We start from the raw sequence: 12,567 nt of genomic DNA, 5'->3' as shown, positions 1-12,567 counted from the left end.
GGTCATAACCCCGATAACTGCAGAAAACCGATCTACCACAGCCGAGTCCGGTCAACGGGACCGGACCGTGGAAGGAGCCATGCGCCCGAAAACCGCCATGCCCACTGGCATGTCCTCGACCAGCATCTTCGACGAGCTCGAGTCCCAGGTCCGCAGCTACTGCCGGAACTGGCCCGCGACGTTCACGACCGCTTCCGGCAGCTCGATGCACGCCGAGGACGGCCGAAGCTATCTCGACTTCTTCGCAGGGGCAGGTGCGCTCAACTACGGGCACAACCACCCGGTGCTGCTCGAGGCGCTGATCGAGTACCTGCGGAGCGGCGGGATCGTGCACTCGCTCGACATGCACACCGCTACCAAGCGCGAGTTCCTGAGGACGTTCCGGGACCGCATCCTCGCGCCGCGCGACCTCGACTACAAGGTCATGTTCCCCGGGCCGACCGGGACGAACACCGTCGAGAGCGCGCTCAAGCTCGCCCGCAAGGTGACGGGTCGGCAGCACATCCTGTCGTTCACCAACGCGTTCCACGGGATGACGCTCGGCGCGCTGTCCGTGACCGGCAACTCGATGAAGCGCAACGGCGCCGGCCTGCCGCTCACCAACAGCTCGAAGATCCCGTACGACGACTACTTCTCCGGCGCCACCGAGGACTTCCTGTGGCTCGAGCGCGTGCTCAGCGACAGCGGTTCCGGCGTCGACAAGCCCGCCGCGATCATCGTGGAGTCGGTCCAGGGCGAGGGTGGCCTGAGCGCCGCGCGCCCCGAGTGGATGCGCGCCCTGTCCGAGCTGTGCCGCGCCCACGAGATCCTCCTGATCGTCGATGACGTGCAGGCCGGTTGCGGCCGCACCGGCGACTTCTTCAGCTTCGAGGAGGCCGGGATCACCCCGGACATCGTGTGCCTCTCCAAGTCGATCTCCGGCTTCGGGCTCCCGATGGCGCTCACCCTGATCCGCCCCGAGCTGGACCAGTTTGCGCCGGGCGAGCACAACGGCACCTTCCGCGGGCACAACCCGGCCTTCGTCACGGGGACCGCTGCCCTGAACCACTTCTGGTCGGACGACACGTTCGTCGGCCAGGTCAAGGAGCGCGGCGACGAGCTGCACGACGGCCTGAGCCGGATCGCGAACGGCTACGAGGGGGCCGTCGTCAAGGGCCGCGGCTTCCTGACCGGGATCAAGTTCCCGGACACCTCGGCCGCGTCCAGGATTGCCGCCGCGTCGTACCAGCGCGGCCTGCTGGTCGAGACGTCCGGGCCCGAGGACGAGGTCCTCAAGACCATGCCCGCCCTGACGATCACCTCTGACGAGCTGCGTTCCGGCGTGGACATCATCGAGGCGGCAGCGACCGAGGTGCTCGGCGCGCCCGTCGCGGGTCTCGCCGCCGCGAAGTAGGACTGCCGCAAGGGCTCTGCGCCGCAGCTGGTCTGCGGCGCAGGGCCCTGCGCTGCGGGGCCCCGCAACGAGGGCCCTGGACTGGAGGGCGATGCCTGCCCCCGAGGAAAGGAACACCAAATGATAGTGACTCGAATTGCCGACCTCGACGGCACCGACCGGGACGTCAAGGGGAAGAACTGGCGGAGCCGCAGGCTCGTCCTCGCCAAGGAGGGCGTCGGGTTCTCGTTCCACGAGACCACCATGTACGCCGGCACCGAGACCGAGATGTGGTACGCGAACCACTTCGAGGCCGTGTACTGCGTGGGCGGCACCGGACAGCTCGAAAACCGGGAGACCGGCGAGATCCACGAGATCTCGGACGGCACGATGTATCTCCTGGACGGCAACGAGAAGCACACGATGCGTCCCACGACCGACCTGCGCCTGATCTGCACCTTCAACCCGCCGGTCACCGGGCGGGAGGTGCATGACGCCGATGGCGTGTACCCGCTGATCAAGGAAGAGGAGGCCGCCGTATGACGACGGATGCAATCAGCAACACCCAGACCCAGCCCACCACGGCCCAGCCCGCGGACCTCTACCCCACTCGGGTGGAAGGACCGGCCTCGGAGATCCCGCGCCAGGACAAGGTGGTCTGGGGCAGTGCCGCCGACGGCCCGCTGGAGCAGGAGCTCCTGGACGGGTTCGACCGCAACGGGTACCTCGTGTTCGAGGACCTCGTCACGCCTGCGGAGGTCGAGGAGTTCCGGGCCGAGCTGCAGCGGATGTCGACCGACCCGGTGATCCGCGCGGACGAGCGCACGATCATCGAGGGCACGTCGCAGCAGGTGCGGACGATCTTCGAGGTCCACAAGTCCAGCGACGTCTTCGCGCGGATCGCGAACGATCCCCGGGTGGTGGGCCGGGCCCGCCAGATCCTGGGCTCGGACGTGTACATCCACCAGAGCCGCGTGAACCTGAAACCGGGCTTCGGTGGCGGCGACTTCGCGTGGCACTCGGACTTCGAGACCTGGCACGCCGAGGACGGGCTCCCGCGGATGCGGACGGTCAGCATCTCGATCTCGCTGACCGACAACTACTCGTTCAACGGCCCGCTGATGATCATGCCCGGTACGCACAAGACCTACGTGTCCTGCACCGGCAAGACGCCGAACGACAACTACAAGTCGTCGCTGGTGATGCAGAACGCCGGGACTCCTGACGAGGACATCCTGACGCGGATGGCGGACGAGAACGGCATCGACGTGCTCGCCGGCAAGTCCGGCAGCGCGATCATGTTCGACTGCAACTGCATGCACGGCTCGAACGGCAACATCTCGCCGTACCCGCGCTCGAACATCTTCCTCGTGTTCAACAGCGTGGAGAACACGGCGGTCGAGCCGTTCGCGGCGGAATCGGCACGGCCGACGTTCCTCGGGACCCGGGACTTCACCCCGGTCGGCTGATCCCGGGGCACGCAGAGCGCCCCACAGCACGGAAGCCCCAGGTCACTCAGCTGACCTGGGGCTTTCGTCGTGGTGCCTGCGACGGTGCGGGTCACGTCTCGGGGATCGCTCCGGACGACGACTCCAGGTGCGCGCGGACGAACCAGTGGAACTGCTCGAGGTCGTGCAGGTGCCCGATGAGCAGGTCGTTCGTCACGTCGTCCAGACCCGCGGTGTCGTCCGCAGCCTTGCGGTGGAACGTGATGATCGAGTCGTAGACGCCGTCGAGCGCCCCCAGGTGCTCGATGGCCGGGGCGCGGCCGAGCTCGTAGTCCTCCCAGGTGCGCGCGGCGACGAGGGCGCCCGGCGTGCCGACCGGCACGGCGCCGAGCGTGGCGATGCGTTCCGCGATCTGGTCGACCATCGCGCGGACGGCGTCGACCTGCGGGTCGAGCATCTCGTGGACGCCGATGAAGTGGGGGCCCACCACGTTCCAGTGCACGTGCTTGAGCGTGAGGTGCAGGTCGTTCAGCGCGTGCAGCCGCTGCTGGAGGATCTCCGCGACCTTGGATCCCTCCTCAGGAGTGAGCGACGGGACCGTGTAGCGGGGGAGCTTCGGGGGCATGTCGGGTCCTCTCGTGCGGCAGTCGTGCAGACCACGGGTCAGCTCCGACCATGGTCACGCGAGGAGCCACCGGTCGCCAGCGCGAGGAGGGCGATGCCGACGACCGCCAGCGCGGCGAGCAGGACGGCGCCCGGCACCGTCGCGCCGGAGGCGAGCATCGCGAGCGCCCCGAGCAGGCCGGTGGTGGTGAGGACGGTGAGGTCGCGTCGCCAGCCGACGAGGAGGGCGGTGAGCTCGGCGCGGCCGCGGAGGGGGACGTGGGCGGTCCACCAGGTGATGCGGGTGAGGAGGTAGGCGAGGAGGGCGACGGCGAGGGCCCAGGGGTCGAACGGTTCGGTGGTGAAGCCCCACAGGAGGACGCCGGCGACGATGACGATGCCGGCGGCGGTGGTGGGTCGGGGGCGGGCGAGGAGGAGTCCGGTGCAGAGGGTGGTGATGGTCCAGGTGACGCCGTCGGGGATGTCGGGGGTGCGGCCGGCGGCGGTGAAGAGCAGGAGGGGGACGAGGGCGAGGAGGGCGAGGCGGGGTACCCAGCCGCGGAGGGTGGGGCCGGTCTCGGTGGTGATCTCGGGCAGGGGGCGGTGTGCGGGGTCGGTGAGGCGGAGCCGCAGGTGGTGGAGCTGTTCGGTGAGGGTGTTCATGGGACGCGTCCTGGTACGTGGCGTTGGGCGGCGCGGGCGAGGGCTTGGAACCGGACGGTGGCCTGGTCGCGTTCGGAGCCGGCCCAGGGGACGAGGGGTACGCCTTCGCCGTCGAGGGCGGCGATGCGGTCCTCGCGTTCGAGGCGGGCGATGTGCCAGGCGATGGCGAGGTGGTTCTCGATGACGGGGTGGACGTCGGGGAGGGTGTCGATGACGACGACGGGGTGGCCTGCGGTGCGCCAGGTGCGGACGAGGTGCAGGGGTTCGTCGTCGAGGAGGGTGGTGAAGAGGTAGACGATGGCGTCTGCGGGGAGCTGTGGTGGGCGTACGCGGTGGCCGGAGGCGCGGTCCGTGGGGTGGGCGAGGGCGAGGCCGTGGATCAGGCGGCGCAGGTGGCGGCGTCCGGCGGCGGGTGGCAGGGGGCGGCGTCGGCGGGCGAGGTCTTCGAGGCCGACGCGGTCGCCTGCTTCGACGAGGGCGTGGGCGACGGAGGCGGCGGCGTGGCGGGCGAGGTCGAGCGAGGTGGGTTCGTCGACGCGGAGGGTGCCGTAGCCGCGCCAGGTGCGTACGTCGGGTCCTACCTCGTCGCGGGAGTCGACGACGAGTACGGCGCTGGCCTCGGCGGTGGCGTAGGTGCGGCGTACGTACAGGGTGTCGAGGTCGGGGGAGCGGCGGGCGGTGGTGCGCCAGTCGATGCGGCGGAGGCGGTCGCCGGGGGTGAAGGGGTGGATGTCGCGGAGCTCTGCGCCGTCGCCGAGGCGGCGTGCGGAGTGTGGTCCGGTGAGGCCGCGGAGGCGGTGGGGCAGGGGTAGGCGGCCGAGGGGTGCGGAGGCGGGCAGGACGAGGCGGGGTGGGCCGCCGGCCTGGGTGGGTTCTTCTTCCCAGGTGTGGTGCCGGGATCCGCGGACGTCGACGGTGAAGGTCTCCTGGGGTCCGGTGCGGACGGAGGAGAGGCGCAGGGGCAGCTGTCGTCCGGGTGGGGGGCTGCGAGTGTGAGGTGGGTGTCGCGGTGGCCGGGTGCGGTGATGCGGAGGTGGACGAGGTCGGCGCTGGTGGGGTCGGTGGTGAGGTGGAGGGTGGCGGTGAGCTCGCCGGGGGTGGCGGTGCCGGGTGGTTCGTTCAGGGTCGCGCGCAGGGGTGCGGTGGGTCGGGTGGCGTGTGCCCAGGTGGCGGCCAGGAGGGCGGGGATGCCGATGAGTGCGAGGTCGGCGCGGCCGGCGAGGACGCTGAGGGTCAGCAGGAGGACGCCGGTGACGACGGCGGCGGTGTGGGCGGAGGTGGGTCGCCAGCCGTGGTGGTCGGTGGGGTGGCCCGGGGAGGTTGGTCCTGGGGCGACGTCGAGGCCGCCGGCGGTCATCGGGTGGGGACCGTGGCGGGGGTGGGGACGGTGTGCAGGAGGTCGGCGACGATGGTCTCGGGCCGGGTCGCCGATGCCCAGGCGGTGGGGGTGAGGGTGATGCGGTGGGCGAGGACGGGTACGGCGACGCGCTTGACGTCTTCGGGCAGGACGTAGTCGCGTCCGTCGAGGACGGCGATCGCCCGGGCGAGGAGGACGAGGTTCTGGGAGCCGCGGGGTGAGGCGCCGACCTCGAGGGCGTGGTGGCCGCGGGTGGCGGCGGCGAGGTCGACGCAGTAGCGCACGACGTCGGGGTCGACGGCGACGGCTTCGGTCCCTGCCTGCATGGCGCGCACGGTGGCGGGGTCGACGACCTGTGCGACGGGGGCGGCTTCCTGCCTGCGCGCGAGGCGGCGGGTGAGGACCTCGGCCTCCTGGCCGCGGTCGGGGTAGCCGACGGCGAGGCGGACCATGAAGCGGTCGAGCTGCGCCTCCGGCAGGGGGTAGGTGCCCTCGTACTCGACGGGGTTGGAGGTGGCGAGCACGTGGAAGGGGTTGGGCAGGGGGCGGCTGGTGCCTTCGATCGAGACCTGTCGTTCGGCCATCGCCTCGAGGAGCGCCGACTGGGTCTTGGGCGCGGTGCGGTTGATCTCGTCGGCGAGGAAGAGGCCGGTGAAGACGGGGCCGGGGCGGAACTCGAAGGTCCGTGTGGCGGGGTCGAAGACGGAGGAGCCGGTGATGTCGGCGGGCAGCAGGTCGGGGGTGCACTGGAGGCGGGCGAAGTCCAGGCCGAGGGCGGTGGCCAGGGACCGGGCCGCGAGCGTCTTGCCGAGCCCGGGGACGTCCTCGAACAGGACGTGCCCGCCGGCCAGGATGGTCGCGAGCGCCACCTCGAGCGGGTCTCGCATGCCGACGACCGCGGTACCGACCTCGGCCAGGACGCGCTCGCCCAGTGCTGCGACGTCGGCGACGGCCAGGGGGCGGGGATGTTCTGGTCAGGCACGGTGCTCCTCGGTGGTGGGTGCGGCACCGAGGCGCTCGATCGCGTCGAGCCAGGTCTTCACGGTGCGGGCGGTGGGGGGTTGCCGGGACTTGAGCTGGCGCAGCACGCGAGCGCCGAGCAGGCGTTCGGCGTCGGGTTCTGCTGCGGGGTCGGACGGGTCGATGCCGTGGGCGCGGAGCCGGTCGGCGGCCAGGGCGCGGATGCGGTGGACGACGCGGTCGGTGACGTGGCCGTCGCGGCCGAACACGGACCAGCCGAGGTCGGACACGTCGTGTCGTCCGCCGGCGCGGGCTTCGACGGGGTTGCGTGGCCACTCGGGGTCGCTGGTGGCGGTCTGGGTGGTGGGTTCGGTGGCGGACCACAGGATGCTCAGGGCGGTGGTCAGCGCTGCGGCGGCTATGGCGTGCCCGGGGTCGACGATCTGCCAGAGCAGGAGTCCGGTGGCGGCCAGGGCGGCGAGGACGGTGACGGTGGTGATGCGTCGCCAGTTCCAGGTGCTCATGCGTCGTTCTGCCGTGCGTTGCCCGGGGTGTCGGGGGCCGGGTCGTCGATGTCGAGGCTCTGTGCGATGTCCGCGAGCGCCTGGCGGGCCTGGTCGACGGTGGTGCGGTCGATGGGCCGGTCGGTGAATCGGGCGCGTTGGTAGAGGGTGCGTAGTCGGGCGACGGCGGCTGGTGGGGCGGGGGTGGTGGCGAGGACGGCGCCGGCGAACTCGGTGGGGGTCTGTGCGGGGTCGCGGTGGGCTCCGGCGCGGGCTGCGGCGTCTTCGAGGGCTACCCAGGCGGCGACGACGGCGTCGCGGGGGCGGGCGTGGCCGTCGAGGTGGGCGAGGGCGCGGGTGACGGCGTCCTGGAGCTCGGGGAGGTCGACGTCGTCGCCGAGGGTGCCGGTGGTGTTGGTGCCGGCGGGGAGGCGGTCGGTGGTTGTGGTGGTGCGTTGGCGCAGGATGGTGAGGAGCTTGCGGACGGCGAGGGTGAGGAGGGCGGCGGCGAGGAGTCCGAGGAGGAGGGCGGCGACGAGGCCGAGCCAGCGGATGTCGGCGGGTGGGTTGTCGACGGGGGTGCTGGGGGTGCTGGGGCTGTTGGTGGGTGCCGGGAGGAGCTGTTCGGGCATGGGGATCTCCGGGGTGGCCTGGGGTGGGTTCAGGCGCCAGGGTGTGGCGGTGGCGACCCCGAGTACGACGACGGTGATGAGCAGGAGGGTGAGGGCCAGGCGGGTGGTGGCCTTCATGCGCGGTGGGTGAGGTGGTGGGCGTGGATGCCTGCGACGGCGGCGGTGACGAAGGAGGCGGGGTCGCTGTCGAGGTTGCGGCCCATGGTGCGCAGGGCGGCGGGGGAGGTGCGGAGGGTGTCGAGGAGGGCGGTGTCGGCGGGGACCTCGACGAGGGTGTGGCCGGGCCTGCTGGTGGGTGTGCTGCTGGGTGGGGTCAGTGCCTGTGCTTGTTCGCGGATCCGTTGGGTCAGGGGAGTGCCCCAGGTGGGCAGGCTCTCGATGTCCCTGGTGGGGGTGGCGAGGGGATGTCCGCGGGGGCGAGGGCGACGCGTGTGTAGGCGGTCAGGGAGTGGTGGGAGATGCCGAGGTGCCGGTCGCGGGGGTCGGCGCCGGAGACGCGCAGGGAGGCGACGGGGCGTCCGTGGAGGGTGGCGGTGGCGTTGACGGCTTCGCCGGCGGCGACGCCGGAGTAGCCCCAGCGGGTCCCGGTGCCGAGGTTGCCGGGTCCTTGGGTGACGACGGCGATGTCGCACGCGGCGATGTGGCGGGCGGCGAGGAGTCCGGTGTGGACGGTGACGGCTTCGAGGTCGCCGCCGAAGGCTTGTCCGACGGTGATGCAGGTGGTGAGCCAGTCGGTGTCGCGCAGGGCGGCGATGGTGCGGGAGAAGGCCGCGGGCAGGGCGCCGCCGTCGGTCATGACGTAGGCGATCTTGAGGTTTTCCGCGGCGGGGCCGGCGGCGTGGCGGATCCCGGCGACGACGGCGGGCAGGGCGGAGTGGAGGTCGGCGACGACGACGGGCATGCCGTCGAGGCTGTCGGCGTCGGCGAGGGTGGTGTGGTGGGGCGATTCCTGCTCGTCGACGCCGAGCACCATGGTCTGCAGTGGTGTGTACCTGGCCTTGACGAGGTGGCCGGGTCGGGGTGCCGGGTCGGGTGGCAGGGGGGTGTCGGGTGCTGCGGGGCCGACGACGAGCGCGTACCCGCCGGTGCCGAGCCCGCGGGCGAGGGCGGACACGTTGAGCAGGAGGGCGTCGCCCGGTCCGGGGTCGCCGACGAGGTCGGTGTAGGCCAGGGCGCGTACGGTCACCGGGGCCCCGGTGTCCTGCCCTGGTAAGGGCCGGTCGAGGGTCACCTCGAGCTCGCGTGCACCCCGCCACGACCTGCCTGTGGAAATCACGGTCCCGATCCGCCACGTCATCACAGGGTGGAGGCTACCGAACGCTACCGTTGTCCTGATGCCCATCGACCCGCTCCCCGCCGCGCAGTCCACCTCGTCACCCGGCCTGAACCCGGCCGAGCGGCTGCTGAACCTTGTCATCGCGCTCGTGAACACGAACGCGGCGATGACGAAGCAGCAGGTCCGCACCGCCGTGGCGGGGTATGCGGACGCGCCGAGCGACGACGCGTTCGAGCGGATGTTCGAGCGGGACAAGGACATGCTGCGGGCGCTGGGGATTCCGGTGGTGACGGTGGGTACCGGTGGGCACACCGACGAGCTCGGGTACCGGATCGATCAGGACGCGTACGCGCTGCCGTCGATCGACCTGACGCCGGCCGAGCTCGGTGTGCTGTCGCTGGCTGCCCAGTTCTGGCAGGACAAGACGCTGCAGACGGACATCAACCGTGCCATGGTCAAGCTGCGTGCCGCTGGTGCGGGCGACCCGTCGGACGACGCCCTGTCCGGGCTCGCGCCGTCGGTACGGGCGGTCGGGGACGCCTACGGGCCGCTCATGGAGGCGATCGAGGCACGCCGGGCGGTGACGTTCAGCTACCGCGCCGCGTACAACGGGACGGTGCTGGTGCGGCACGTCGAGCCCTGGCGCATCGCGGCCCGCGACGGTGGCTGGTATCTCATGTGCTTCGACCGGGACCGGCAGGCGCCGCGCGTGTTCCGCATGTCGCGCATCGAGTCCCGCGTGCGCATCACCGGCCCTGCGGGTGCGTACGAGATCCCCGAGTTCGAGACCGACGTCATGCTGGGCAAGGCGCACGGTGAGGTCCGGCAGGCGGTGGTCGCCGTGCGCCCCGAACGGGCGGGGGCGTTGCGCGCCCGGGCCAAACCCGTGCCCGACGGCGAGCGCGAGGTCTACGGCGAGCGCCTGCCCGACCCCGGTGGTGCGTCCGCCGGTGACCGGGCGGGCTGGGACATCCTGCGGGTGCCGTACCGGTCGATGAGCGGCATGGCGTCCGAGGCGGCGGGCTACGGGGCGGCGCTGGTCGTGCTCGAACCGGACAACGTCCGGGAGGAGACGCTGCGCCGGCTCGCGGCCGCCGCGGCACTGGGGCGGGGCACGGCCCGGACCGTGGAGAGCGAGGTGCCCCGTGGCTGAACGCGCCGACGACCGGCTCCTGCGCCTGCTGGGCATCGTCGCCTACCTCGACGGTGCCGGGCCGGTGTCCGTGGCCGACCTCGCCCGCCGGTTCGGGACCACGCCCGCACAGATCCAGAAGGACGTCGACGCCCTGTGGGTCTCCGGCACGCCCGGGTACTGGCCCGACGACCTCATCGACTTCGACGCGGCGTCCATCGACCGTGGTGTGGTGCACCTGACCGAGGCGCGCGGCATGACCCGGCCGCTGCGGCTCGGGACCCGGGAGGCGGTCGCGCTGGTCGCGGCTCTGCGGGCCATGCGGGCCACCGGCGCGGTCCAGGCGGACCCGGCGCGGTCCGCCGTCGTCGAGTCCGCGCTGCGCAAGCTGACCGACGCGACCGGTGAGGCGGCGAACGCGGTGGACGTGCGGCTCGCGCCGGGTGGTGACCGGCAGGTCGTGGCCGCGATCACGTCCGCGCTCACCGCCCGTCACCGGCTGCGGATCCGGTACGTGACGTCCTCGGACGTCGTCAGCGAACGGGAGGTCGATCCCGTGCGGCTGCACACGCAGGACGAGTTCGCCTACCTCGCGGCCTGGTGCTACCGGGCGGCCGCGCCGCGCACCTTCCGCGTGGACCGCGTCCTGGAGGCCACCGAGACGGACGTGCCCGTCCAGTCCCACCCGGGGGCCGAACCGTCGGCGGAGATAGACTTCACTGCCCTGTTCGCCGGCGGGTCGGCGCCCCTGGCGACCATCCGGTTCGCGCCACGGGCGCGCTGGTTCGCCGAGGAGGTGCCCGTCGAGTCGGTGCGCAACCTGCCCGACGGCGACTTCGAGGTCACGCTGCGCGTCACCAACCCGGGCTGGCTGCGCAGCACCCTCATCCAGCTCGCCCCGTACGTGCGGTCGGTCGCCCCGAAGTCGCTGGCCGACGACGTGGCGGGCGCCGCGACGGACGCGCTGGCCCTCTACGACGCAGGTCCGATCCCCCCGGACGCAGCCACATCGGCGATTCGGCACTAGGCTTGGCGACCATGTGGTTCTGGGTGTGGACCCTGCTGATCGTGGGCAGCCTCGTCGGAGCGTTCTTTCTGGCCCGCTCTCTCTGGCGGTCGGCGATGGGCCTGATGGACGAGCTGGGCCGGGCGTCGCGCCGTGTCGGTGAGGCGAGCGACCGGCTCCAGGAGCTGTCCGACCGTGCACGCGAGGCAGCAGCCTCGCAGCACGCCGGACCGAGCCTGTTCGACGACGTGACCATCCACTACCAGCGCGTCAACGCGCAACGGGCAGCCCGGGCGGTGCGCAAGGACGTGCGCCGGGCGCGGCACGTGGTGACGTGGCAGAAGTGGAAGCACTTCAACGACTGAGACCACGTTCCGCGCGGTTCCCGCGGCACGTTCCGGACCCGCGCCACCTTCCGTCCACCGGAGGGCTACCTTTGTGCCCCGCCGGTCCGCGTAAGATCGGTCATATCCGCATCACACCGCGTACTAGCACCGCACCGTAAGGAGTCACCATGGGCGCAATGCAGCCGTGGCACTGGATCGTCCTGCTCGTCGTCGTCCTGCTGCTCTTCGGGTCCACCCGCCTGCCGGGACTGGCCAAGAGCGTCGGGCAGTCGATGAAGATCTTCAAGAAGGAGATCAAGGACCTGCGCGACGACGGTTCCGAGAACACCGACGGACGCGACCGGGCCGCCGACAACGCGCCGGGAGGTTCCACCACGTCCACCTCGGGCTCGACCACGGGCACGGGGGCCAGCTCGGGAACGGACGAGGTACCTGGACTGATCAACAACAGGGACCGCGACATCCCCAAGGCCTGACCGGTGGCACGTACGAGGCGGCCGTCCGACGGCCGTATGCCCCTGCTCGAGCATCTCCTCGAGCTCCGCAAGCGTTTCGTCCTCATCGGGGCCGGGCTCCTGCTCGGCGCCATCGCCGGCTGGGTCCTGTACGAGCCACTGCTCGTCGCGCTCCAGCAACCCCTGGAGCGGGCGTCCGAGCTCACGGGCAACGACGTGACCCTGAACTTCACCGGACCGGCATCGGCGCTGGACCTGAAGGTCAAGGCCGCGCTGTTCCTCGCCGTGTTCGTGTCGTGCCCGTGGTGGCTCTACCAGGTGTGGGCGTTCATCACGCCCGGGCTCAACAAGCGGGAGAAGCACTACGCGTACGGGTTCGTCGGCGCCTCGGTACCGCTGTTCGTCGGTGGCGCCTACATGGCGTGGGTCGTCATCCCGCACGCCGTGCAGATCCTGACCGGCTTCCTGCCCGAGGACGCGACCAACTTCACCGACGCCCAGATGTACCTGAGCCTGGTGATGCGGCTCCTGCTCGCCTTCGGGCTCGCGTTCGTGTCCCCGGTGCTGCTGGTCGGGCTCAACTTCGCGGGCCTGATGTCCGCCAAGGCACTGCTCGCCGGCTGGCGGTGGGCCATCCTGGTCGCGTTCACGTTCGCCGCGATCATGACACCGACACCGGACGCGCTCACGATGATCCTCGTGGCGCTGCCGATCTGCGTCCTGTACTTCGGGGCCGTCGGCGTCTCGATGCTGCACGACAGGCGCGTCGAGAAGCGGCTCGCCGAGGCCGAGGTCTGACCGACAGCCCGGGCG

Annotated in this window: 15 protein-coding genes; 8 read left to right on the top strand and 7 right to left on the bottom strand. The window is 71.5% G+C overall.

The features are described from left to right. Positions 1–109 precede the first annotated feature (109 nt). The 3 genes from ectB (at position 110) to thpD (ending at position 2,841) form a co-directional block, all read left to right on the top strand. Positions 110–1,393, top strand: coding sequence for a diaminobutyrate--2-oxoglutarate transaminase (ectB, locus tag ACFSL2_RS04710; protein WP_377196728.1), 1,284 nt, complete (start codon positions 110–112; stop codon positions 1,391–1,393). 120 nt (positions 1,394–1,513) lie between these two features. Next, positions 1,514–1,915 carry an ectoine synthase gene (locus tag ACFSL2_RS04705; protein ID WP_377196727.1) on the top strand — a complete coding sequence of 134 codons (402 nt, stop codon included), beginning with the start codon at positions 1,514–1,516 and terminating at the stop codon, positions 1,913–1,915. Beyond that, positions 1,912–2,841, top strand: coding sequence for an ectoine hydroxylase (thpD, locus tag ACFSL2_RS04700; RefSeq protein WP_377196726.1), 930 nt, complete (start codon positions 1,912–1,914; stop codon positions 2,839–2,841). The genes ACFSL2_RS04705 and thpD overlap by 4 nt, the downstream gene beginning before the upstream one ends. Positions 2,842–2,932: 91 nt before the next feature. Here thpD and ACFSL2_RS04695 read toward each other — a convergent pair whose 3' ends face one another. From ACFSL2_RS04695 to ACFSL2_RS04665, 7 genes are all read right to left on the bottom strand, one after another. After that, a complete protein-coding gene (locus ACFSL2_RS04695; RefSeq protein WP_377196725.1) occupies positions 2,933–3,445 on the bottom strand; it encodes a Dps family protein in 513 nt (170 codons plus the stop codon). Positions 3,446–3,483: 38 nt separating this feature from the next. Further along, complete coding sequence (locus ACFSL2_RS04690; protein WP_377196724.1) at positions 3,484–4,086, bottom strand: hypothetical protein; 603 nt, start codon at positions 4,084–4,086, stop codon at positions 3,484–3,486. After that, entirely contained in the window at positions 4,083–4,781 is a 699-nt protein-coding gene (locus tag ACFSL2_RS04685; RefSeq protein ID WP_377200767.1) for a DUF58 domain-containing protein, read from the bottom strand. The genes ACFSL2_RS04690 and ACFSL2_RS04685 overlap by 4 nt, the downstream gene beginning before the upstream one ends. A 658-nt stretch (positions 4,782–5,439) precedes the next feature. Next, a complete protein-coding gene (locus tag ACFSL2_RS04680; protein ID WP_377196723.1) occupies positions 5,440–6,330 on the bottom strand; it encodes an AAA family ATPase in 891 nt (296 codons plus the stop codon). 87 nt (positions 6,331–6,417) lie between these two features. Continuing rightward, a complete protein-coding gene (locus ACFSL2_RS04675; RefSeq protein ID WP_377196722.1) occupies positions 6,418–6,927 on the bottom strand; it encodes a hypothetical protein in 510 nt (169 codons plus the stop codon). Further along, positions 6,924–7,655 carry a DUF4129 domain-containing protein gene (locus tag ACFSL2_RS04670; RefSeq protein ID WP_377196721.1) on the bottom strand — a complete coding sequence of 244 codons (732 nt, stop codon included), beginning with the start codon at positions 7,653–7,655 and terminating at the stop codon, positions 6,924–6,926. Before ACFSL2_RS04670 ends, ACFSL2_RS04675 begins: the two co-directional genes overlap by 4 nt. A 229-nt stretch (positions 7,656–7,884) precedes the next feature. Further along, complete coding sequence (locus tag ACFSL2_RS04665; RefSeq protein WP_377196720.1) at positions 7,885–8,814, bottom strand: DUF3866 family protein; 930 nt, start codon at positions 8,812–8,814, stop codon at positions 7,885–7,887. Between the two features lie 58 nt (positions 8,815–8,872). On the opposite strand from ACFSL2_RS04665, the gene ACFSL2_RS04660 reads away from it, so the two are divergent. The 5 genes from ACFSL2_RS04660 to tatC all read left to right on the top strand — a co-directional run bounded on the left by ACFSL2_RS04660 (position 8,873) and on the right by tatC (position 12,552). After that, positions 8,873–9,967 (top strand): helix-turn-helix transcriptional regulator, encoded by a 1,095-nt coding sequence (locus ACFSL2_RS04660; protein ID WP_377196719.1) that lies wholly within the window; start codon positions 8,873–8,875, stop codon positions 9,965–9,967. Further along, positions 9,960–10,973: a helix-turn-helix transcriptional regulator gene (locus tag ACFSL2_RS04655; protein WP_377196718.1), complete on the top strand. Its 1,014-nt coding sequence runs from the start codon at positions 9,960–9,962 to the stop codon at positions 10,971–10,973. The genes ACFSL2_RS04660 and ACFSL2_RS04655 overlap by 8 nt, the downstream gene beginning before the upstream one ends. A gap of 11 nt (positions 10,974–10,984) precedes the next feature. Further along, positions 10,985–11,317, top strand: a complete 333-nt coding sequence (locus tag ACFSL2_RS04650) for a hypothetical protein (protein WP_377196717.1) — start codon at positions 10,985–10,987, stop codon at positions 11,315–11,317. 149 nt (positions 11,318–11,466) lie between these two features. Next, complete coding sequence (gene tatA / locus ACFSL2_RS04645) at positions 11,467–11,775, top strand: Sec-independent protein translocase subunit TatA (protein WP_377196716.1); 309 nt, start codon at positions 11,467–11,469, stop codon at positions 11,773–11,775. A 3-nt stretch (positions 11,776–11,778) separates the two neighbouring features. Beyond that, entirely contained in the window at positions 11,779–12,552 is a 774-nt protein-coding gene (tatC, locus tag ACFSL2_RS04640) for a twin-arginine translocase subunit TatC (protein ID WP_377196715.1), read from the top strand. Positions 12,553–12,567: the final 15 nt, after the last annotated feature.

Source organism: Promicromonospora aerolata (assembly GCF_042682255.1).
GTDB lineage: Bacteria > Actinomycetota > Actinomycetes > Actinomycetales > Cellulomonadaceae > Promicromonospora > Promicromonospora aerolata.
Note: the sequence above shows the minus strand (reverse complement) of the source record. Positions and strands in the feature narration are given on the sequence as shown.

Coding starts and splice junctions, on each gene's coding strand:
- ACFSL2_RS04690 (WP_377196724.1), bottom strand. CDS start 4,086: ATGAACACCCTCACCGAACAGCTCCACCACCTGCGGCTCCGCCTCACC.
- tatA (WP_377196716.1), top strand. CDS start 11,467: ATGGGCGCAATGCAGCCGTGGCACTGGATCGTCCTGCTCGTCGTCGTC.
- ACFSL2_RS04670 (WP_377196721.1), bottom strand. CDS start 7,655: ATGAAGGCCACCACCCGCCTGGCCCTCACCCTCCTGCTCATCACCGTC.
- thpD (WP_377196726.1), top strand. CDS start 1,912: ATGACGACGGATGCAATCAGCAACACCCAGACCCAGCCCACCACGGCC.
- ACFSL2_RS04680 (WP_377196723.1), bottom strand. CDS start 6,330: ATGCGAGACCCGCTCGAGGTGGCGCTCGCGACCATCCTGGCCGGCGGG.
- ACFSL2_RS04650 (WP_377196717.1), top strand. CDS start 10,985: ATGTGGTTCTGGGTGTGGACCCTGCTGATCGTGGGCAGCCTCGTCGGA.
- ACFSL2_RS04705 (WP_377196727.1), top strand. CDS start 1,514: ATGATAGTGACTCGAATTGCCGACCTCGACGGCACCGACCGGGACGTC.
- ACFSL2_RS04675 (WP_377196722.1), bottom strand. CDS start 6,927: ATGAGCACCTGGAACTGGCGACGCATCACCACCGTCACCGTCCTCGCC.
- ectB (WP_377196728.1), top strand. CDS start 110: ATGTCCTCGACCAGCATCTTCGACGAGCTCGAGTCCCAGGTCCGCAGC.
- ACFSL2_RS04660 (WP_377196719.1), top strand. CDS start 8,873: ATGCCCATCGACCCGCTCCCCGCCGCGCAGTCCACCTCGTCACCCGGC.
- ACFSL2_RS04695 (WP_377196725.1), bottom strand. CDS start 3,445: ATGCCCCCGAAGCTCCCCCGCTACACGGTCCCGTCGCTCACTCCTGAG.